At 38.5% G+C, this 18926-nt stretch carries 24 protein-coding genes; 14 read left to right on the top strand and 10 right to left on the bottom strand.

Going from position 1 to position 18926, the window contains the following annotated elements; translation table 11 throughout:
* Nucleotides 1-28 precede the first annotated feature (28 nt).
* Nucleotides 29-1021, top strand: a complete 993-nt coding sequence (locus BUB03_RS01825) for an MBL fold metallo-hydrolase (RefSeq protein ID WP_073059846.1) — start codon at nt 29-31, stop codon at nt 1019-1021.
* Between the two features lie 303 nt (nt 1022-1324).
* Here BUB03_RS01825 and BUB03_RS01820 read toward each other — a convergent pair whose 3' ends face one another.
* The 7 genes from BUB03_RS01820 to BUB03_RS01790 all read right to left on the bottom strand — a co-directional run bounded on the left by BUB03_RS01820 (nt 1325) and on the right by BUB03_RS01790 (nt 7052).
* Entirely contained in the window at nt 1325-1717 is a 393-nt protein-coding gene (locus BUB03_RS01820; protein WP_073059844.1) for a DoxX family protein, read from the bottom strand.
* Between the two features lie 156 nt (nt 1718-1873).
* The gene (locus tag BUB03_RS01815; RefSeq protein WP_073059842.1) at nt 1874-2650 is read right to left on the bottom strand and encodes a DUF1223 domain-containing protein; all 777 of its coding nucleotides are present in this window, start codon (nt 2648-2650) and stop codon (nt 1874-1876) included.
* 119 nt (nt 2651-2769) lie between these two features.
* On the bottom strand, nt 2770-3531 hold the full coding sequence (locus BUB03_RS01810; RefSeq protein WP_073059840.1) for a LytR/AlgR family response regulator transcription factor: 762 nt from the start codon (nt 3529-3531) through the stop codon (nt 2770-2772).
* Nucleotides 3512-4528: a sensor histidine kinase gene (locus BUB03_RS01805; protein ID WP_040994427.1), complete on the bottom strand. Its 1017-nt coding sequence runs from the start codon at nt 4526-4528 to the stop codon at nt 3512-3514. Before BUB03_RS01805 ends, BUB03_RS01810 begins: the two co-directional genes overlap by 20 nt.
* 190 nt (nt 4529-4718) lie before the next feature.
* Nucleotides 4719-5159: a hypothetical protein gene (locus tag BUB03_RS01800; RefSeq protein WP_073059839.1), complete on the bottom strand. Its 441-nt coding sequence runs from the start codon at nt 5157-5159 to the stop codon at nt 4719-4721.
* A complete protein-coding gene (locus BUB03_RS01795) occupies nt 5159-6139 on the bottom strand; it encodes a heme-binding domain-containing protein (RefSeq protein WP_073059837.1) in 981 nt (326 codons plus the stop codon). Before BUB03_RS01795 ends, BUB03_RS01800 begins: the two co-directional genes overlap by 1 nt.
* 166 nt (nt 6140-6305) lie before the next feature.
* Nucleotides 6306-7052: an SDR family oxidoreductase gene (locus BUB03_RS01790; RefSeq protein WP_073059835.1), complete on the bottom strand. Its 747-nt coding sequence runs from the start codon at nt 7050-7052 to the stop codon at nt 6306-6308.
* Between the two features lie 103 nt (nt 7053-7155).
* Between BUB03_RS01790 and BUB03_RS01785 the strand changes: the two genes are divergently transcribed.
* Nucleotides 7156-7494 carry a winged helix-turn-helix transcriptional regulator gene (locus BUB03_RS01785; RefSeq protein WP_040994435.1) on the top strand — a complete coding sequence of 113 codons (339 nt, stop codon included), beginning with the start codon at nt 7156-7158 and terminating at the stop codon, nt 7492-7494.
* A gap of 108 nt (nt 7495-7602) precedes the next feature.
* Here BUB03_RS01785 and BUB03_RS01780 read toward each other — a convergent pair whose 3' ends face one another.
* The 3 genes from BUB03_RS01780 to BUB03_RS01770 all read right to left on the bottom strand — a co-directional run bounded on the left by BUB03_RS01780 (nt 7603) and on the right by BUB03_RS01770 (nt 11507).
* A complete protein-coding gene (locus BUB03_RS01780) occupies nt 7603-9822 on the bottom strand; it encodes an NADP-dependent isocitrate dehydrogenase (protein ID WP_073059833.1) in 2220 nt (739 codons plus the stop codon).
* A 106-nt stretch (nt 9823-9928) separates the two neighbouring features.
* On the bottom strand, nt 9929-11041 hold the full coding sequence (locus BUB03_RS01775; RefSeq protein WP_073059831.1) for a cadherin repeat domain-containing protein: 1113 nt from the start codon (nt 11039-11041) through the stop codon (nt 9929-9931).
* 13 nt (nt 11042-11054) lie between these two features.
* Nucleotides 11055-11507: a T9SS type A sorting domain-containing protein gene (locus tag BUB03_RS01770; RefSeq protein ID WP_073059830.1), complete on the bottom strand. Its 453-nt coding sequence runs from the start codon at nt 11505-11507 to the stop codon at nt 11055-11057.
* 162 nt (nt 11508-11669) lie between these two features.
* Here BUB03_RS01770 and tpx point away from each other — a divergent pair, with 162 nt between their 5' ends.
* From tpx to BUB03_RS01710, 12 genes are all read left to right on the top strand, one after another.
* The gene (gene tpx, locus BUB03_RS01765; protein WP_040994440.1) at nt 11670-12170 is read left to right on the top strand and encodes a thiol peroxidase; all 501 of its coding nucleotides are present in this window, start codon (nt 11670-11672) and stop codon (nt 12168-12170) included.
* An 85-nt stretch (nt 12171-12255) separates the two neighbouring features.
* The gene (locus BUB03_RS01760) at nt 12256-12603 is read left to right on the top strand and encodes a glyoxalase superfamily protein (RefSeq protein ID WP_073059828.1); all 348 of its coding nucleotides are present in this window, start codon (nt 12256-12258) and stop codon (nt 12601-12603) included.
* A gap of 44 nt (nt 12604-12647) precedes the next feature.
* Entirely contained in the window at nt 12648-13052 is a 405-nt protein-coding gene (locus BUB03_RS01755; protein WP_073059826.1) for a glyoxalase superfamily protein, read from the top strand.
* 131 nt (nt 13053-13183) lie between these two features.
* On the top strand, nt 13184-14395 hold the full coding sequence (locus BUB03_RS01750) for a DUF763 domain-containing protein (protein WP_073059824.1): 1212 nt from the start codon (nt 13184-13186) through the stop codon (nt 14393-14395).
* Between the two features lie 232 nt (nt 14396-14627).
* On the top strand, nt 14628-15218 hold the full coding sequence (locus BUB03_RS01745; protein WP_073059822.1) for a Crp/Fnr family transcriptional regulator: 591 nt from the start codon (nt 14628-14630) through the stop codon (nt 15216-15218).
* Nucleotides 15219-15294: 76 nt separating this feature from the next.
* Entirely contained in the window at nt 15295-15708 is a 414-nt protein-coding gene (locus BUB03_RS01740; protein WP_040994448.1) for a VOC family protein, read from the top strand.
* Nucleotides 15709-15795: 87 nt separating this feature from the next.
* Complete coding sequence (locus BUB03_RS01735; RefSeq protein ID WP_073061257.1) at nt 15796-16257, top strand: hypothetical protein; 462 nt, start codon at nt 15796-15798, stop codon at nt 16255-16257.
* A gap of 69 nt (nt 16258-16326) precedes the next feature.
* Nucleotides 16327-16851 (top strand): hypothetical protein, encoded by a 525-nt coding sequence (locus BUB03_RS01730; protein ID WP_073059820.1) that lies wholly within the window; start codon nt 16327-16329, stop codon nt 16849-16851.
* Nucleotides 16852-16854: 3 nt separating this feature from the next.
* The gene (locus BUB03_RS01725; RefSeq protein WP_073059818.1) at nt 16855-17634 is read left to right on the top strand and encodes an alpha/beta fold hydrolase; all 780 of its coding nucleotides are present in this window, start codon (nt 16855-16857) and stop codon (nt 17632-17634) included.
* Between the two features lie 70 nt (nt 17635-17704).
* Nucleotides 17705-18136: a VOC family protein gene (locus BUB03_RS01720; protein WP_040994451.1), complete on the top strand. Its 432-nt coding sequence runs from the start codon at nt 17705-17707 to the stop codon at nt 18134-18136.
* A 74-nt stretch (nt 18137-18210) separates the two neighbouring features.
* Nucleotides 18211-18624 carry an SRPBCC family protein gene (locus tag BUB03_RS01715; RefSeq protein WP_073059816.1) on the top strand — a complete coding sequence of 138 codons (414 nt, stop codon included), beginning with the start codon at nt 18211-18213 and terminating at the stop codon, nt 18622-18624.
* A gap of 35 nt (nt 18625-18659) precedes the next feature.
* Complete coding sequence (locus BUB03_RS01710) at nt 18660-18896, top strand: DNA-directed RNA polymerase subunit alpha C-terminal domain-containing protein (RefSeq protein WP_228417735.1); 237 nt, start codon at nt 18660-18662, stop codon at nt 18894-18896.
* Nucleotides 18897-18926 lie beyond the last annotated feature (30 nt).

Here is an 18926-nt window from a genome sequence, read left to right as displayed (position 1 = left end):
TGTATTTTTAAAACATACACATTTGATTATGAACAGAAGAGAACTTTTAAAAGGCGGATTGATGGCCGGAGCATTAAGCTTTGTCCCTTTTTCTGGTGTTTTAGCAGGTACTAAAATTTCCCCGCTCAGTTTTGAGGAAGATCTTTCGGCATTTAAAAAAATAAAATTCGGTGAACTGGAACTTTTTATTCTTACGGACGGATATATCCACGAGAAAAGTATCGATACATTTGCTCCAAGAGCAGATATTTCCCAGTTAAAAGCAATTTTAAGAGATCATTTCCGCTCCGACAATTCTGTAGATATGGCCATGAACCTGATGCTTGTTAAAACAAAGGACAGACTTGTTTTACTTGATGCGGGAATGGGGATTTTTGCGGATGAAAGAACAGGATTTATTCTGAAAAGCTTACAGAAAGCCGGATTTTCTCCAAAAGATATTACAGATGTTTTTATTTCCCATGCCCATCCGGATCATATTGGTGGGGTAGTAGATAAGCAGAATAATCTGGTTTTTCCCAATGCTGACTTTCATATCTCAAAAATTGAATATGATTTCTGGCTTCAGGCTTCCATCAAAGACTTTAAAAACAGTTTTTTAAAGCATCAGCCTGAATTCCTTAATCAGATCATTCCGCCTATTCAGAATATTCTGAAGACAATCCGCCCGAAACTGAAATTCTATGATTTTAAAAAGCCTCTGTTTGATCATTTCAGTTTTCAGCTGGCTCCGGGGCATACACCCGGCCTTACGGTCATGACTATTTCTTCGGGTACTGAGAAGCTCATGTATATTGCAGACCTGACCCATTCCGACGTTATTCTTTTCCCACATCCTGAATGGGGATTTTCAGGGGATACAGATCTGGATATTGCTGCAGATTCCCGTAAGAAACTCCTTAATCAGCTGGCAGAAACCAGGACTAAAGCTTTTGCTTATCATCTTCCATGGCCGGGTCTTGGCTTTACAAAGAAAAAAGATACTGCTTATGAATGGGTTCCGGAGATTTTTATGAATTAACGGTTCACTAACGGATTCAACTTAAATTTTCTACGACATAGTTTTAATAATAAATCCTCTCATTTCCGGGAGGATTTATTGATTGAAAATCCCCAATCAAAGGAATATATCTGTAGAAAATGAAAAGTAATATTACCTGATTGGGGAAAACATAAATAGAATTTTATTATGATCAGTTCTGGAAAATTGATCGTCTGAATTTTTCTTTGCAAATGTGGCTACATTTTTACTGACTTGGAAACAGAGGATGTAAGGGATTCGGAATTTCTAACCTTCGATTAAGCGTTCCAAGACAATCTTCTGCTATGCTTCTCCAAAAATAAGTTCAGGAGAATACAACTTTCTGAACATGATGTACGTTACAGAAAGAACGGTAAATGCGATTACTGCATCTATAGTGGCAGCAAACCCAAGTACTGCAATCTTAGAGAAAAATGCGAAAATGATGTCGAAAAACATTCCGGCGAAAACCCATTCTTTCAGTCTTAGTAAACGGTTGGGAAGAAGAAGTACCAGAATTCCCGACAGTTTAAATACTCCAAGGATATAGATAAAATGAGCCGGGTACCCAAGCTGTTGAGTAATATCCCATACGACAGGGTTTTTAGTAAGCTCAAAAAAGCCGCTTGCTCCAAACCATAATGACATAAAAATTGCTCCTGACCAGTAGATGATTTTTGTTGTTTTTGTTTTCATTGTTTTATTATTTAAAATTTTGTTGATTTTTACTGAATATTAGTGTTAGAAATGCTGAGACACAGTTTTCTTCAATAAAGCTATATGGCAGTATTTCACCGTCATTGCGAGAAGCAATCTCAGATTTTCCAGTGCCCCTTTGTTTTCAAACAGATTTTATTGAACTGCTGTTTTCGCAGCACCTGAAATTCTTCCGGTTTTCAGATTTTGAATAAAGCCGATGACTTCCCAGTTTTCGTGAGAAAAATGATCAGGAAGTTTGAAGATTGTCATTCCTTCAGAGGCATCTTTCAGTGAGATGCTGTTTTGCTGATGAACAATCTGCCAATGCTGCAGACGATGACCTTCATTTTCACCTCCTTCAACCTGAGTGGATGATTTCTTTTCAACCAGGCTGACCAGCAACTTGTTTTGAGAGTCAGTTGCAGCAGTTTTATAATTAACGGTGACCGTTGTCTGCGAAATTTTTGCAGAAAGGTCTATGGAAGTATTTTTAGTGTCAAAAAGCACATTTTGCAGAGCGGTTTCTATAGAATTTCTTTCAGAACCTACAAATTCTTCTCTTCCGTTCACAACCAGCTGCGGAGTGTAAGTCTGTGACTGAAGAAGACGGGTGTACCACTGCTGGCGTTGTGAATTTTCGGCACTGCTGAACCGGTCTTTCCATCCCATACGGTTCCAGTAGTCTACGTGATAGGAGAGAATATAAACAGGCCGGTTGATGTATTCCTTTTCAATCTGTCCCATCAGCTCATCAGCGGGAGGGCAGCTTGAACAGCCTTCAGAAGTAAAAAGTTCCAGGACAGCAAAGCCATTGTTTTCAGAAGAAAACCCCGGGTGTGTTTCTCTAATCTTCTCTTTCTGTACAAATGCAGAAGCTGCAAACATTAAAGTGGTAAAAGCACCTACTGCGAATAGATTTTTTAGAATCATGTCTTTTAATTTGATTCAAAAGTAGATTCCTTTTAACAGCAAAAGAAGATGAAAAAGGGTCAGCCGGACAAAAAGCAAGGCGAACCCGGAAAATATAAAGGTTTAAAAATTTATAAATATTAACGGTCTTCCAGCCAGGTGAAGAAACTATGTGACTTCTCTTTATTGATCAGGAGTTTCTCAGGGGTTTCAATAACAAGCTTAACCAGGATTTTACGCTGAAAGTAATGCTCCATTTCTTTGATCGCTTTAAAGTTCACCAGATACTGACGGTTGATCCTGAAAAACTGCTTTTCCGAGACCTGCCCGGCTACCTGTCCGAGTGGCTGCGAAAGCTGGAACTGTTCTTTATCAAATGTAACAAGGTGGGTAATTTCATTGTGAATGTAGAAATAGGCAATGTTTTCAGTAGCAATCGTAGTATATTTTTGATTCTTAAAAACAAGGAAGCTGCTTTTGCCTTCGGGCTGGGTGATTTTCTGTAAAAGAGATTCAATATCAGGAAGTTCATTCTTCTGAAAGAATTTTTTAAGTTCATCAACTTTTTTCAATGCTTCGGAAATATCTTCGCGCGAAAAAGGTTTCAGGACATAATCCACCCCTTTACTTTTGAAGGCATCCAGCATATACTGATCAAAAGCGGTACAGAAGATAATCGGGCATGTGATCTTCACTGCTTTCAGGATTTCAAATGAAAGTCCGTCAGAAAGCTGGATGTCCATAAAGATAAGATCCGGCTGTATATTTTTTGATAAAGCTTCAACGCTGGTCTCAATACTGTCATACACTCCCAGGATTCTGAATTCAGGCTTTAGATCTAAAATGAGATTCTGGAGAGACTTTGCTGCCCTAAATTCGTCTTCAATGATGATGATATTCATGGATCAAAGGTAATTTTATTTGAAAAGTTTTTTCGTCTGAATAGATTTCTATTTTCTGTTCCAGCAGATGAGTGAAGCGCATTTTTATATTGTCAAGGCCAACTCCTAATGAATCTTCTGCTGCGATTTTCCTCTGAATAGGATTTTCAATAATAATGCTGTTCTCGGAACTATATATTTTAATGTGTAATGGCTTGCTTTGAGAGACAATATTGTGCTTGATACAGTTTTCTACCAGAAGCTGCAGGGTAAAAGGAGGGATGAGGGTTTTTAAATCCTCGTTTTTAAGTTCGTCTGTAAATAAAATTCCTTCACCAAAACGTGCTTTTTGAAGAAAAAGATAAGCTTCTACGATTTTCATCTCTTCCTGAACTGTGATAAGGTCGAGTTTTCTGCTTTCAAGAGTAAATCTGTAAAAATCAGAAAGTTTAATAATGAAATCCACCGTCTCGGAATCATGGGTTTCTGCCATCGATTTTAATGTATTCAGGCTGTTGAAAAGGAAATGCGGATTCACCTGCTGTTTCAGTAATTCATATTGGGCACCCAGATTGTCACTTTTCACTTTTTCCAGTTCCAGCTGTATTTGCTGACCTGCATAATTATTCTGAAGTAATGTGAGGAACATATAACATACAAGATTGATCAGTATTCCTCTAACTTCAACCATCAGCATGACAGGGCCAAAATTAATATGCGACAGAATAAGCTGCTGGATCCAGGCCAGACCAAACATGATCACCATTCCGGATGCCAGAGCGGTCAGTAAGCTTGAATACGAAATATTCTGTTTCCGTTTGCCTTTACTTCGGTTTAACAGATAGATATTGAGGTACCACATAATAATAGAAAACGCTGCAGTTATGGCTGAATTTACTGCCGCTTCCTTCCAGTTGAATGCATGGGAAGCCAGCTGAGGTACTGAAGATAAAATTCCCAGGAAAAGGGAACTTGTCCAGATAACGGCCGGTGAAATTTTTATTTTTTGCTGCTGCATAGAACAGTGGGTTTTAAAAGGTGAAATTATGTTTTTTATTTGTAAAAGAAGTGGTAAATGTGAATAGTCAATGGTGAATTGGCTTTGTTTGTGAATTTTATTCGCCGGAAAGGAAATTGACCATTGACTTGCTTTAGCAAAAATTGAACAAAATCTCCTGAAGCTGAAAACTCAGCTTCAGGAGATTCTTTTAAGGTCTCACAACAGGTTTATAGCTCATGATATACCGGATCCGTTCACTTTTATCATATGGCACAGGTTCTGCAGCCGATGTATTCTGGACCTGATAAGAAACTTTTCCCTCATTAGTAGTCCGAAGTGTTTCTACACTCAGTAATTCACCGGTGATGGTTCCTCCGATATATTGAGGATTGTCATGGTATTTCCACGTGACTAATTTTATGACAGAACCTTTTTCCAACTGAGGTTTTTCACCTGATAATGATGCCAGGGCCTGTGGGTTACCATACAGTGCGGACGAAGTTTCCTTTTTAGTATTTAATGAAGTGGAAATAAATTTTAAATCTCCGGGATCGAAAACTATACGTTTTAAGTCTTTATCCGGTTCATCAATTTTGCAGGCAGTGAATAAAGCAAAGATTGACAGAGCGATGAATAGTAGCTTTTTCATTATTTCTCAAGGTTTTTAATTAATCTTTCAGTGTTGATTTTCATCGGAACGTCAAATAAATAGCCGGTTTTCTCAGCCAGCTGACGATGGCAGGCGATACACGATTCTTTTGCAAATGAAGCGGTTTTTCCGGTGGGATGAAGATCATTCCCTGAAAACTTGGCAAATCCCCAGCCTTCTGTATCTTTGTATTTGTCAGCATCTTTTACCATAAACTGGGCATTGATAAATTCTCCGGCTCTCACTTCTCCATCTGCCATCTGTTGCTGTTTCCAGACCGATTTTACGATGATACTTCCATCAGGCCATGGGTGGAAATTTTCTGTTTCAACTGCTTTTACAGCAATATCATTTCCATAAATAACCCTGATGGAATGATCGAAAAGGGTACTCATGCTGATTACCTTCCAGTTTTTAAAATCATCCGTATACTTTACTCCATTAGGAGAAACCGGAAATTGTACCGGAGCAGAACTTTGGCTGGTTTCAATTTGTTGGTGTGAATCTTTTTCTTTTTTTCCTGAATTAAGGCTGGATAATGAAAGGGTGTATTTTCTGACCGTTTCAATCTCTTTTGTTGTGATTTTGGCTGAAGGGTGGAGTAAAGTGTATTCATGAAGCGGCATTTTTCCGCTCTGCATCATATTTAAAATAGCATACATTTTTCCCTGATGTTCGGCTGGTGAATAATTCCATTCTGAAAAGTTTAAAACTTCTTTCGCTCTTTTCACGTCTTTGCTCACAGCCCATGAAAGGGGAGCTATTTTATCATACCAGCTTAAATTCTGCTCATTGGAATGACAGTTAAAACATGAATTTTCCAGAATGGCAAGAACTTCACGGGGAGCTTCAATTTTTTTTGCAACAGGTTTTCCTTCGATAGGAGGATTGAAAAGCTGTAAAATGGCAAATACGGCTATTGTCGCCAAAAATACAATGGCTATTGGTTTTACTGTTCTTTTTTTATTTGCTGAGTCCATAACGATATTATTTTTATGGCTCAAAAGTATTGGCTCAAGGAAGATTGTGAAATATAAAATTGGGCGAACCAGACAAATCAAAAGGTGAAAATGGAATTTTTAAGGGTAAAAAGAAAGCTGGAGGTTAATTATGTTCTTATAAAACCTCCAGCCTCCTTACTTCCAACTACAGCGCCATTCCTCCGTCAATGATAATTTCCGTACCTGTTATAAAGCTTGCCAAATTATTGTCTGATAAATACAGTACTGCTTTTGCAACATCTTCCACAGTTCCCATTTTTTTCAAAGGAATTTGATCAATCAGCCATTCATCAAGTCCTTCCAACGTCTTTTTATCCAGACCTGCCTTAGTCATGATGTTTGTTTTCGTAGGTCCGGGGCTTACCATATTGACACGGATCTTTCTTGGTGCTAATTCTGCAGCAGCTGTTTTGGCAATTGAATTTAAAGCGGCTTTACTTGCCTGGTAAACCGAACTGTTGGGTTTGTAAGTGGATGCGACAACCGATGATAAAAAAACAACTGAAGCACCATTATTTAATAAAGGAATGAATTTGCTTAATGTGAAATAAGCTCCCCGGAAATTGATATCCATTACCTGATCGAAATTCTCTGAGCTCATATTTTCAATTGAGCCTAATGTTCCTGTGATTCCTGCGTTAATAAACAAGATATCAACTTTTTCAAACTGATTTTCGACCTTTGATTTTAAAGATTCAATATCTTCTAATTTACCCTGATCTGCTACAAACGGGATGGCTCCCAATTCTTCAGCTGCTTTTTCAATAGCTTCTTTTCTTCTTCCGGTAATAATCACCGTTGCCCCTTCTGTTATTAATTCCTTTGCAGCTGCATAGCCAATTCCGCTGTTTCCTCCGGTCACAATGGCTAATTTGTTCTTAAATGTATTCATTTTCTAAAATTTTTTGACAAAGTTATTTCAAATTGGTATACTTTTGTAATCAGTATCATAGAGTATATCAGTATCATTAATGATATCATTTAACTTTGCATTTATGGAAAGAGACCAAACCGAAGAACTAAGAGCCTTACAGGATACCCTTTATTTTATTGGAGGAAAATGGAGAATTCCTGTGATCAATTCAATCTGTAACGGACACAGACGTTTTCGCGAGATCGAACGTAGTATACCGGGAATTACCACAAGAATGCTTTCAAAAGAGTTAAAAGATATGGAGCTGAATAAACTGGTCAAACGTAATGTTTACCCCGATACTCCGGTTTTAATAGAATATGAACCTACGGAATACTGCAGGACATTCGGGAAAATCATTGCAGAGATGATCAATTGGGGGAGAGAGCACAGAAGGGTGATTGTGGAAGATAAAATTTAAAAAATAGATATTCCATAATCTTAAAAAATTCTCTCCGCATTGAAAGTATTTAATATAAAAAAGCTCCTTAAAAAAGGAGCTTTTTTATATAATATATTAATTCTGAAATTAAATTCCGTCAATAATTTCATTTAAAACTGTGCTTGGTCTCATTGCCGCATACGTTTTGTATGTGTCAGTTTTGTAGTAACCGTCAATGTTTTGAGGTTTACCCTGAGCGCTTATCAGTTCTTCGTTGATAACGGCTTCGCTTTCCTTCAATGCTGTTGCAACCGGAGCAAAATGAGCTGCCAGTTCAGCATCCGCAGTCTGGTTGGCCAGAGCTTCTGCCCAGTACATGGCTAGGTAGAAATGAGAACCTCTGTTATCGATCTGTCCCACTTTTCTTGCAGGAGATTTATCGGTAGCTAAGAATTTAGCATTAGCTTCATCCAGTGCATCAGCTAAAACCTGAGATTTAGTATTTCCCTGTGTTTGAGCCAAGTGTTCCAAAGAAGCCTGAAGTGCAAGGAATTCTCCCAGAGAATCCCATCTCAGATAACCTTCTTCCAGGAACTGTTCAACGTGTTTTGGAGCTGAACCTCCGGCACCTGTTTCAAATAAACCTCCTCCGTTCATCAATGGAACAATAGAAAGCATTTTCGCAGAAGTACCCAGCTCAAGGATTGGGAAAAGGTCAGTAAGGTAATCTCTCAGCACGTTTCCTGAAACAGAAATCGTATCTTTTCCTTCTCTTGCTCTTTTAAGAGTTTCGGTCATGGCATCTTTTACATCAAGAATTCTGATGTCAAGACCTGTTGTATCATGATCTTTAAGGTATTTTTCTACTTTCTTGATGATCTCTCTGTCGTGTGCTCTTCCTTTATCTAACCAGAAAATAGCAGGTGTATCGGATAATCTGGATCTGTTAACAGCCAGTTTTACCCAGTCCTGGATTGGAGCATCTTTAGTCTGGCACATTCTGAAGATATCTCCTTTTTCTACTTTCTGAGAAAGAAGTACGTTTCCGGCTTCATCCTGAACTTCAATAGTTCCGTCTGCAGATGCCTGGAAAGTTTTATCGTGAGAACCATATTCTTCAGCCTTCTGAGCCATCAATCCTACGTTCGGAACAGAACCCATCGTAGTAGGGTCCAGTTTTCCGTGCGCTTTCATATCATCAATTACAGACTGGTAGAAACCTGCATAAGAACGGTCCGGGATAATACAAACCGTATCTTCTTCGTTTCCGTCTTTGTTCCACATTTTACCTCCACCTCTTACCAGAGCGGCCATAGAGGCATCAACGATAATATCAGAAGGAACGTGGAAGTTGGTAATTCCTTTGTCAGAGTTTACCATTGCTACTCTTGGTCCGTTTGCTAAAGCCGCTTCAATATCAGCCTTGATTTCAGCTTCCTGAGCATTTCCTTTAATTTTTTCGAAAAGATCAGCAAGACCGTTATTTGGGTTAACATCTAAAGACTTGAAGGTTTCAGCATATTTAGTGAAAACATCTTTGAAATAAGTTTCTACAATAGCACCGAAAATAATCGGATCAGAGATCTTCATCATCGTAGCTTTCAGGTGAGCGGAAAGAAGTACGTTTCTGCTTTTAGCCTCATCAATTGCTTTTTGAACAAATGCTTTCAACGAGTTTAGGTTCATTACAGAAGAATCAATTACTTCTCCGGCCTGCAGCGCTGCGAAATCTTTCAGTAAAGTTTCAGCACCGTCGTTACCTTTGAATATAATTTTGAATTTTGTAGCGCTTTCTACAGTTGTTGAAGTTTCAGTTCCGTAGAAATCCCCTCCATCCATATGAGCAACGTCTGTTTTGCTGTCGGAAGCCCAGTCACCCATTCTGTGAGGATTGGCTTTTGCATAGTTTTTAACTGCTTTTGGAGCACGTCTGTCAGAATTTCCTTCTCTTAACACAGGATTTACAGCGCTTCCTAAAACTTTGGCGTATTTAGCTTTAATTGCTTTCTCTTCATCATTCTTAGGCTCTGCAGGGTAGTTAGGAACTGCGAAACCTTTAGATTGTAATTCAGCAATAGCTTCGTCAAGCTGAGGAGCTGAAGCTGAAATATTTGGTAATTTGATAATGTTTGCATCAGGTTGAGTTGCCAATTGGCCCAATTCTGCCAATGCATCACCAATCTTCTGGTCATCTTTCAAAAACTCAGGGAAGTTGGCTAAAATTCTTCCTGCCAAAGAAATATCCGGGACAGCAATTTCAATGTTTGCCGATTTTGTAAAAGCTTTTACAATAGGTAAAAACGAGTGTGTTGCCAACATTGGAGCCTCATCCGTAAGAGTGTAATAGATTTTTGATTTGTCTGACATTATACTTGTGTATTTATTATTTGATTTTTAAGAATCACAAATTTACTAAATATGATTGTTTTATGAAGGTATTTTAAATAAAAAAAGAGGCCTTGGCCTCTTAAGTTTATAATTGTGTAATTGTATAAGTTCCTGTCCCGTTAAAATTGAGACCGAATTCAAGTTTATAGTTTTTAGGAGTAGAAGAAAGATTTGGAAAAGTAATGGCAGAACCATCAATATCGAAAGAACCATCATTTAAGTTATCTCCTAAATCTTCAAACTCTGGACTATCTGAAGCAAGCTGGATATAAAATGAACCTCCAGTGCTGGTGGTAACTCCGTTGATAAGGGCCGTAAATTTTCCTGTAGTAGTATTATATGTGACAGAAGTTACAGGCGTAGTACCTGAAATAGCAGTAAACTTAATTTTAGGAACAAAGTTGAAGAAACCTGCCCTCATTTGTGGGCCGTTAGGAGCGATCAGAATCTGGTAGTATCCGTTGGACGCAACATTATAATTACTTCCATTAGCAGTAACGAATCCGTTGGAATCTGAACCGTAAACCTGTGCACCATTACTTGGTGAAGCTATGAATTTAATCTGGGTATTGGCCTGAAGGTATTTATAACCCACTTTCGTAGTGCCGTTTCCCCGTAGTAATTCAGCAGAGGAAGGAGTAAAGGAGTTATATGATCCATACGTATATAAGTTAGAAGGTAAAGTATTACCGGATGAACTCGTATTCGTAGGCAGACTTAATATACCGGAGTCGTTTACGTTTAATGTATAATTGGTTCCGTTTGGAGATACCAGAGTAATGCCCTGGCCAGGACCAGTAACGATAGTTTTACTTACCTGTGCATATGGAACACTCATCAGCTGATTAACTCCCACATTGGTATAGTTTGAACCTCCCTGAGGATCCATTTCCACTTTCACGAATTTTGTGCCGGCTTCCCAGTTGATCCCCGAAAAATTTCCTGTAGAAGGAGTTCCCTGACCGATATTAAGATTAACCAATCCTTTGGCGTTGGTTGTTTTGTTATGGGTTTCTGTATATATAACATTTCCGGTAGTACTGTTTTCCAGAATACTTACTTTTAAAGAAATATTTCCGTTGGCAATAGGTGCTCCCGAAGCATTAAAAGCAATTGTCTGGTAGCTGAAAGCCTGTGGAACCTGTGCACTTACAAGTGCAGCAATAAATAATCCTATAGTAGCATAAAGTTTTTTCATGTTTGATTAGTTTTTAAGGTTTTTTAATGATTTTAATAGGTTTGATATCGGGATTTTTAAAAGAGATCATATAAATCCCGGAATTCAGGCTGCGCAGATCCAGTTTTCCATTATCCGGTTTTATTGTTAAAACAAGTCTTCCCGAAGTATCATACACTTCAGCCTCTTCAATTTTTGTTCTGGAGTTTAAAGTAATGTGAACAAAATCGGTAGTAGGATTGGGATAAATCTTGACATTGTCTTTTTCAAGTTCTTTAACACCCAGAACCTGCAGAACAGACTGGTAAAACATACCCATAGTCCCTGAACTGGCCTGATTGGGATCGGTAGGAATTACGTAGATTTCCCCTACGGAATGCGTGAAATTGGTATCAGAAACTGCCCCGGAATTGATATTACCGATCACAGACTGAGCGAAACCAAAAACCGGTACTCCAAAGAGCAGGAAAGTAATTTTTTTTCGCATGGTTATTATTTTTTTGGATTGCGAATATAATTAAAATTTGTTTCGGGTAAATGATCTGTAATAAATAAGTTTTTTTATTTCCACTTTAAGAATTATTTAACCTTTCATTGGCCTGTAAAACTTCCTATTTTAAGTAAATTTGAAAAACTAAAAAATAAAATTATGGCAGCGATTACACTTAAAGGAAATCCGGTAAATACAATAGGAACTCTTCCCTCAGTAGGAACAACGGTAAAAGATTTTGCATTGGTGGATTCCAATCTGAATGTGAAACTTCTTTCTGATTTTGACGGCAAAAAGAAAGTATTCAATATCTTTCCAAGTATTGATACAGGAATTTGTGCCGCTTCTGCAAGAAAATTTAATGAAGAAGCTTCAAGTCTTGATAATACCGTAGTGATCAATGTTTCCAAAGACCTTCCTTTTGCACTGGGAAGATTCTGTGCAGCTGAGGGGTTGAATAATGTGGAAACCCTTTCAGATTTCAGAAGCAGTTTTGGTGACGATTATCAAGTGACCATTACGGATTCCCCGATGAAAGGGCTGTTAAGTCGTGCAGTGATCGTGACGGACGAGAACAATAAAGTTGTTTATACGGAACAGGTTTCAGAAATTGCCCAGGAGCCGGACTACAGCGCAGCAATTGATGCCCTGAATAAATAGAAAACAATAATTTTTGCAGAAAGCCTTGCAGACGCTACGTTTTGCAAGGCTTTTTAGGCCTTAGGAATTTCCAAATAATTGTAAAATGATCAAAAGAATTGTCGCCAATATAAAAGCAGAAGATCTTTCTAAAGCTGATCTTTTTTATCAGGATATTTTAGGGCTGGAAGTCCTCATGGATCACGGATGGATCAAAACTCTCGGAAATGATCAGGAAGCTAAAGTTCAGGTCAGTTTTGCCGCTCAGGGCGGAAATAATACGGAAGTGCCTTTACTTTCAATAGAAGTGGATAATGTAGATGAACTCTATAAAAAAATAAAGCAGGAAGGCTTTGAAATTACTTATGGAATGGCAGATGAAAGCTGGGGCGTACGAAGATTTTTTGTAAAAGATCCGTTTGGAAACCTGATTAATATACTTCAGCATACTTAGTTTTGCAATAGGTAATAGGTAATAGGCAATAAACACATTTAACCATGAAAGCAGAAAAGATTATTCCGGTACTGAGAATTTTTGATTACAGGAAAGCCTTGGAGTTTTATATAGAATGGCTGGGTTTTGAGATCGTATGGGAACATCATTTTGAAGAAAATACCCCCGTTTATATGGAAGTGAAAAAAGGAGACATTCTCCTTCATTTAAGTGAGCATCATGGTGATGGAACTCCGGGAAGCCGGGTATTTATCTGGGGACAGGGAGTTGCTGAATACCATAAAGAGCTGCTGGATAAAAAGTATAAATGCAACCGTCCCGGGCTGGAAAAAACGTTTTATGGAGCAGTTTCTTTTACTGTGGATGACCCTTTTGGAAATAAAATCATCTTCAATGAAGAATTTGATGAAGAAAAGCATCAGAATCTTGAATTCTTTTCAATACATTAATAAATCTATCAATAGAAACGGGCTTCAGCCCGTTCTCAAAAAAATAATCATCCTACGGCTTTAGCCAAAACTTAATAAAACAGATGATCCCAATCATCAAAAAATAACAATACGATAACTACCTTTGTACAATGAAACGTTCAGGAACAGCAGATCTGCCATTACATTACGGAAAAGTCCCGCCGTGGCTTTACGAGCGTATGTCTGCGCTCGGACTTTCCATTATAGAAGTTATCCTGATGGATTATGGGAAAGACGAAGTTCTCAGAAGGCTTGCGGATCCGTTTTGGTTCCAGAGCTTTGGAGCTGTCATGGGAATGGACTGGCATTCCTCCGGGATTACTACATCTGTGATGGGCGCTTTGAAACGTTCCATCAATCCGAATTCAAAATCGCTGGGACTGTACATCTGTGGAGGAAAAGGAAAATTTTCAAAAGACACTCCTTCAGAGCTCCTTCAGATTGCTGATCAAACAGGGCTCAACGGTCATGAACTGGTAAAAGCCAGCAAACTTTCTGCAAAAGTAGATAATACAGCCATTCAGGATGGTTACCAGCTCTATCTCCATAATTTTATTTTGACAGACAATGGAAGCTGGAGTGTAGTGCAGCAGGGTATGCACGAGTCCGATGGTACGGCAAGACGTTATCACTGGCATTCAGAAAACATAAAATCATTTATAGAAGAACCTCACACAGGGATTAACGGTATTTCAAGAGGAAAAATTCTTAATCTTACGGATGCGGATGCTTCAGAGAACAGGAAAGGAATTCTGGATATTTCCCATACCGACTCCATTGATGTGATGAAAGATTTTTCAAGGTTAATTCTTCCCGCCCATCATGATGTACAGGCTTCAGACGTGGATCTGAAACGCCTGGGAGCTCTTCTATACGTAACCCGTGAACAGCAGCCTCAAAATTTTGAAGATCTTCTGATGCTGGAAGGAGTAGGTCCCAGAACTATGCAATCCCTGGCTTTGGTCAGTGAAGTGATTCATGGAGCACCTTCAAGGTTTACGGATCCGGCCAGGTTTTCGTTTGCCCATGGCGGCAAAGACGGGCACCCTTTCCCGGTTCCTACCAAAACCTATGATGAAAGCATCAATATCCTCAGGAAAGGAATCGAAAAATCAAAGCTCGGAAATTCCGATAAGCTGAATACTTTAAACAAGCTGCATCAGATTGTAGCTGCTACCGAAAAAGATTTTACTCCTGATTTTGATATCCAGCAGGTTATCGAAGAGGAAAGACAGAATTCGTTTCGCTTCGGCGGAAAAACGGTCTTCGGAGATGCAAAACCTCCTGAAAACCCTAAGCCGATCCAGCTTTCTTTATTCTAATATACTTTGAAGGCTTAATTTTATTCTCTAAATTTCTCAAATGGTATAAATTTATAAACATTGTATTTGCATATATGTGAGTCTGTGTTTAATTATTTAGAAAGATTAAAAACTACTGTTAGTAACGGTTATTGCAGCTTTATTTATGTTGTCTATCGATTTTGTTTAATTCGATTTATTACGGATTCAATTAAAAATGATATTTTTAAAAACTTAAAAAGACATCGACTCAATGACCAGCAAAGCCTTAGAGATCTGCTACGACTTTCCGTTTTTTCTGCATGAAGAGCTTGAAGAAATATTCCAGGCTCATGAAAAAGTTTTTTTTCAGAAGGGAGATATCATTCTGCAAGAAGGAAAAACTGCCAACGAATACTATATCCTGGAAAAAGGCCTTGCCCGTTCCTATGTAAATGATTTTAACGGGAATGAGGTAACCACACACTTTTTTGCAGATAATGAGATCATTATTGAGGTTTTATCGCTTTTTCAGAGGGTTCCATCCCAGGAAAATATCATCTGCATTACAGATTGTGAATGCTGGAGGTTTGATTATGAGACCTTTCAGGAACTGTTCCATAAAATACCGAATCTCAGAGAATGGGGAAGGGCATGGATGTCAAAAGAACTTTTTGTTTACAAGCAGCGATCTGTAGAAATGTTTACCCTTTCCGCCACCAGACGTTATCTTAATCTTTTGGAGCAGAAACCTCAGGTTTTACAGTTTGCACCTCTTAAGCAGGTGGCCTCCTATCTGGGCGTCACAGATACTTCTTTAAGCCGTATCCGCAAAGAAATCGTATCTCATCCAAAGAAAAATTAAATCTTGTCTTATGGCAAGTTGATTTTCATAAAGGCTTGGTAATTTTGGTTAAAAGTTTAACACTAAACAATATAATATGAAAATCAATCAGATCTACGTCAACCTTCCAGTGAAGGACGTACAGAAAACAAGGGAATTTTGGACCAAGCTGGGTTTTTCTATTGCTGAGGAGATGTCTAATGAAAAAGGCATCTGTGTTGTCATGAAAGACGACAGTATTTACGTTATGTTTTTATCAGAAGAATATTTCCAGTCATTTTCTGAAAGACCTGTTCCAAAAGGTGATACCACCCAGGTACTTGTTGCCATTGGCCTGAACAGCCGCGAAGAAGTGGACCAGGTAGTAAATACGGCTCTGGAAAACGGTGCTTATCAGCATGAAGAACCTCAGGATGAGGGATGGATGTATCAGAATTCCTTTTGGGACATCAACGGGCATGGATGGAATGTTATCTTTACAGATGTTTCTCAATTCCCTGCTCAATCTTAAAAACTGAATGTATTCATGACCTGAGCAGGAAGAATATCCAATCCATTTTCCTGTCTGCAAGTCATGGACTCAAATAAACCTACTGCTATGGAAACAAAATCAAACGATATTGAAATAGTAAAAGTTCAGGTATTCAGCAATTACAAAGTGATTTCAATGAATATTGACGGCATTACCCATGAAGAATCTATGGTTTTTCCAAACGGTGAAGCTAACTGCCTGAACTGGATCCTTGGTCATTTAATTTACATAAGAAATGCATTCCTGAATACCCTGGGCGAAGAACCTGTATGGGACAACGAGAAATTTTCATTCTACAACAGGGGAGAGATTCCGTTGGAAAGAAAAGACGAATTGATTGCTTTTGATGAATTAAAGTCTTACCTGCAAAAATCTCAAGACAGACTGGAACAGAAACTCATCAGTCTGGAAAGTTTTAATCCCGAAACCATTAATGATATTGCTATTTTCTGTCTTCACGAAATTTATCACAGCGGACAGCTGGGTTACCTCAGAAGAATTTTAGGAAAACCGGGTGCCATCAAATAGCATCAGAATAGGCTTTATCCCTTAAGTATCCGGAAAGATATCATTTTAAAACAACTAAAAAATCAAACAATGGACACACCAAAATCAAAAAAATTAGAGGTTATCATTCCTGCGTACAGAATGCACTCCCAAAGCTTTCTTAATGCTCTGGAAGGCATTTCGGAAGAAGATGCCCTGAAAAGGATTGAAGGAAAAACCAATCATATTGTCTGGATGGCAGGAAACTTTGTCAACATGCGTTATGGGCTGGGCTGGGTTTTAGGACTCAGAGATGAAGATCCCAATGGGGAGCTTTTCTTCCAGGGAAAGGCATTGGACGAAAGCTTCAAGTATCCCGGTTTAGATGAGCTGGAGAAAAACTTCCATGATATTTCGCCAAAAGTATATCAGAAACTCTTAGAGGCTACCGATGAAGAACTGGATGAAATTTTCCAAATCGGAATGAATATTCCTTTCGTTCCGGAAACCAAGCTCAATTTTGCAGGAATGTGTATAGGGCGTGAAGATTATTTATGCGGACAAATAGGCCTTATGAGAAAAATTCTGGACTATCCGGGAATGAAGTATGATGTAGATGAAAATTTAAAATATTAAGGGATGGAACCTAAAGAAAAAGGCTATCATCAGGTCAACGGAATCCGGATGTACTATGAAATTTACGGCTCCGGAAAACCTTTGGTGCTTATTCATGGCGGAGGGTCCTCTATTTTGTTTGATTATAAAGAAATTATTTCCCGGCTTGAAAATAGCTTTCAGTTGATTGGCATTGACCTACAGAACCATGGAATGACAGATCATCGCGATATTCCCGAAACCTTTGAGCAGGATGCTCACGATGTTGCTGCCCTTCTAAAGGAACTTTCTATTGATAAAGCTTCATTCTGGGGTTTCAGTAACGGAGGAAATACCGTGATGCAGATTGCCCATCTTTACCCTGCACTAACTGAAAAAATCATTATTGCCTCTGCATTCTACAAAAAAAACGGAATGATGGACGGTTTTTTTGAAAGTATGGCAGAAGCTACCTTGGAATCAATGCCGGAGCCCCTTAAAATCAATTTTCTTAACCTGAACCCGGATTTTTCAAAGCTGCAAAACATGTTTGAAAAAGACAGCAAAAGAATGCAGACGTTTGAAGACTGGGACGAAAAGATATTAACATCTATAAAAGCTCCGACATTATTCATCAGTGGAGACAGAGATGTGATGAAGCCGGAGCATGTGGCAGAAATGTGGCGGCTGGTTCCCGGATCTCGGCTTTTGATTCTTCCGGCTGGTCACGGCTCATACATGATGGCAGATTTTGAAGGAAATACCGATGCTGATCTGATAAATCTGACCGTTAATGAAACCATTAAATTTTTAAAACATACTTAGGCGCTTCAGTAAACTAAAACATAAACTAGCTAACTAACTAATTAATAAAAACATTTAAAAATCAGAAATCATGGCTAAATTAAATCCATACCTAAATTTTGACGGAAAAGCAGAAGAAGCTTTCAATTTTTACAAATCTGTTTTCGGAGGAGAGTTTCTTGGAGAGATTCATAAAATGGGAAATGCTCCCGGAACCGAAAATTTATCGGAAGAAGATAAAAACAGAGTGATGCATATAGCGTTACCAATCGGAGGTGATCTTCTGATGGCTTCAGATATTGTTCCTGCATTCGGGCAAACCCTTAACGTGGGAAATAACAACTATGTATCCATCTTCCCGGAATCAAAGGAGGAGGCAGACAGGCTTTTCAAAGGTCTTTCTGAAGGAGGAAATATAGAAATGCCTATTGAAGACCAGTTCTGGGGCGATTATTTCGGAAGTTTCCAGGACAAATACGGAGTTCATTGGATGGTGAACTATAACGAAGGATATACAAAATAGTCTTATCTTTAACTAAATTATGAGGGCAGTCCGGTCCGGGCTGCCTTTTTACAACGATTAAAAAAATAGAAACTATGGACCCGATTAAGATAGACATCACAATTTTAGCCCCGGTAGAAAAAGTCTGGAATTATTTCAACGATCCTAAACATATTACAAAATGGAATTTCGCCCATGAATCCTGGGAATGCCCAAGTTCAGAAAATGATCTGCGGGTAGGAGGGAAATTCAGGACCAGAATGGAGGCAAAAGATAAAAGCTTTGGCTTTGATTTCGAAGGATTCTACGATGAGGTAATCCCGAATGCCAATATCAAATACCATATGGAAGACGGCCGGAAAGTGGAAGTTATCTTTGAGAAGATAGACGAAAACACCACAAAAGTGACCGAAATTTTTGATCCTGAAAAACAGAATTCTGTGGAAATGCAGCGGGATGGCTGGTATGCTATCCTCAATAATTTTCACAAATACGTTGAAAACCATTAAAAAAGCATTGACAGGTCATGATAAATCTGGTTATAATGGCAAAATGTTTAAGCTCCATTTGTGCTGTTAATCATGTCACTAAAAATAATTTCCTGTATGGCATTATTGCTGTACCGGCAAGAAGAGCTTTGGAAAGAGAGAAAATTGACTCTCTTGAAAAACTTTCGGATTATTCTGAACAGGAAATCATGAAGCTTCATGGTTTCGGAAGAAATACCATGCAGAAACTGAAAAACCATATGGAAAAACATCATGTTTCTTTCAAAAGCTGACGATAATACATAATCGGAGAATTTCATCAT

This window comes from Chryseobacterium oranimense, assembly GCF_900129755.1.
Classification (GTDB): domain Bacteria; phylum Bacteroidota; class Bacteroidia; order Flavobacteriales; family Weeksellaceae; genus Chryseobacterium; species Chryseobacterium oranimense.
Note: the sequence above shows the minus strand (reverse complement) of the source record. Positions and strands in the feature narration are given on the sequence as shown.

Excerpts from the sequence above, each read along its gene's own strand:
- BUB03_RS01730 (WP_073059820.1), top strand. The coding sequence starts at position 16,327 with ATGGACACACCAAAATCAAAAAAATTAGAGGTTATCATTCCTGCGTAC.
- BUB03_RS01745 (WP_073059822.1), top strand. The coding sequence starts at position 14,628 with ATGACCAGCAAAGCCTTAGAGATCTGCTACGACTTTCCGTTTTTTCTG.
- BUB03_RS01825 (WP_073059846.1), top strand. The coding sequence starts at position 29 with ATGAACAGAAGAGAACTTTTAAAAGGCGGATTGATGGCCGGAGCATTA.
- BUB03_RS01795 (WP_073059837.1), bottom strand. The coding sequence starts at position 6,139 with ATGGACTCAGCAAATAAAAAAAGAACAGTAAAACCAATAGCCATTGTA.
- BUB03_RS01710 (WP_228417735.1), top strand. The coding sequence starts at position 18,660 with ATGGCAAAATGTTTAAGCTCCATTTGTGCTGTTAATCATGTCACTAAA.
- BUB03_RS01810 (WP_073059840.1), bottom strand. The coding sequence starts at position 3,531 with ATGAATATCATCATCATTGAAGACGAATTTAGGGCAGCAAAGTCTCTC.
- BUB03_RS01720 (WP_040994451.1), top strand. The coding sequence starts at position 17,705 with ATGGCTAAATTAAATCCATACCTAAATTTTGACGGAAAAGCAGAAGAA.
- BUB03_RS01785 (WP_040994435.1), top strand. The coding sequence starts at position 7,156 with ATGGAAAGAGACCAAACCGAAGAACTAAGAGCCTTACAGGATACCCTT.
- BUB03_RS01775 (WP_073059831.1), bottom strand. The coding sequence starts at position 11,041 with ATGAAAAAACTTTATGCTACTATAGGATTATTTATTGCTGCACTTGTA.
- BUB03_RS01780 (WP_073059833.1), bottom strand. The coding sequence starts at position 9,822 with ATGTCAGACAAATCAAAAATCTATTACACTCTTACGGATGAGGCTCCA.
- tpx (WP_040994440.1), top strand. The coding sequence starts at position 11,670 with ATGGCAGCGATTACACTTAAAGGAAATCCGGTAAATACAATAGGAACT.
- BUB03_RS01790 (WP_073059835.1), bottom strand. The coding sequence starts at position 7,052 with ATGAATACATTTAAGAACAAATTAGCCATTGTGACCGGAGGAAACAGC.
- BUB03_RS01735 (WP_073061257.1), top strand. The coding sequence starts at position 15,796 with ATGGAAACAAAATCAAACGATATTGAAATAGTAAAAGTTCAGGTATTC.
- BUB03_RS01805 (WP_040994427.1), bottom strand. The coding sequence starts at position 4,528 with ATGCAGCAGCAAAAAATAAAAATTTCACCGGCCGTTATCTGGACAAGT.
- BUB03_RS01820 (WP_073059844.1), bottom strand. The coding sequence starts at position 1,717 with ATGAAAACAAAAACAACAAAAATCATCTACTGGTCAGGAGCAATTTTT.
- BUB03_RS01770 (WP_073059830.1), bottom strand. The coding sequence starts at position 11,507 with ATGCGAAAAAAAATTACTTTCCTGCTCTTTGGAGTACCGGTTTTTGGT.
- BUB03_RS01815 (WP_073059842.1), bottom strand. The coding sequence starts at position 2,650 with ATGATTCTAAAAAATCTATTCGCAGTAGGTGCTTTTACCACTTTAATG.
- BUB03_RS01725 (WP_073059818.1), top strand. The coding sequence starts at position 16,855 with ATGGAACCTAAAGAAAAAGGCTATCATCAGGTCAACGGAATCCGGATG.
- BUB03_RS01755 (WP_073059826.1), top strand. The coding sequence starts at position 12,648 with ATGAAAGCAGAAAAGATTATTCCGGTACTGAGAATTTTTGATTACAGG.
- BUB03_RS01760 (WP_073059828.1), top strand. The coding sequence starts at position 12,256 with ATGATCAAAAGAATTGTCGCCAATATAAAAGCAGAAGATCTTTCTAAA.
- BUB03_RS01715 (WP_073059816.1), top strand. The coding sequence starts at position 18,211 with ATGGACCCGATTAAGATAGACATCACAATTTTAGCCCCGGTAGAAAAA.
- BUB03_RS01740 (WP_040994448.1), top strand. The coding sequence starts at position 15,295 with ATGAAAATCAATCAGATCTACGTCAACCTTCCAGTGAAGGACGTACAG.
- BUB03_RS01750 (WP_073059824.1), top strand. The coding sequence starts at position 13,184 with ATGAAACGTTCAGGAACAGCAGATCTGCCATTACATTACGGAAAAGTC.
- BUB03_RS01800 (WP_073059839.1), bottom strand. The coding sequence starts at position 5,159 with ATGAAAAAGCTACTATTCATCGCTCTGTCAATCTTTGCTTTATTCACT.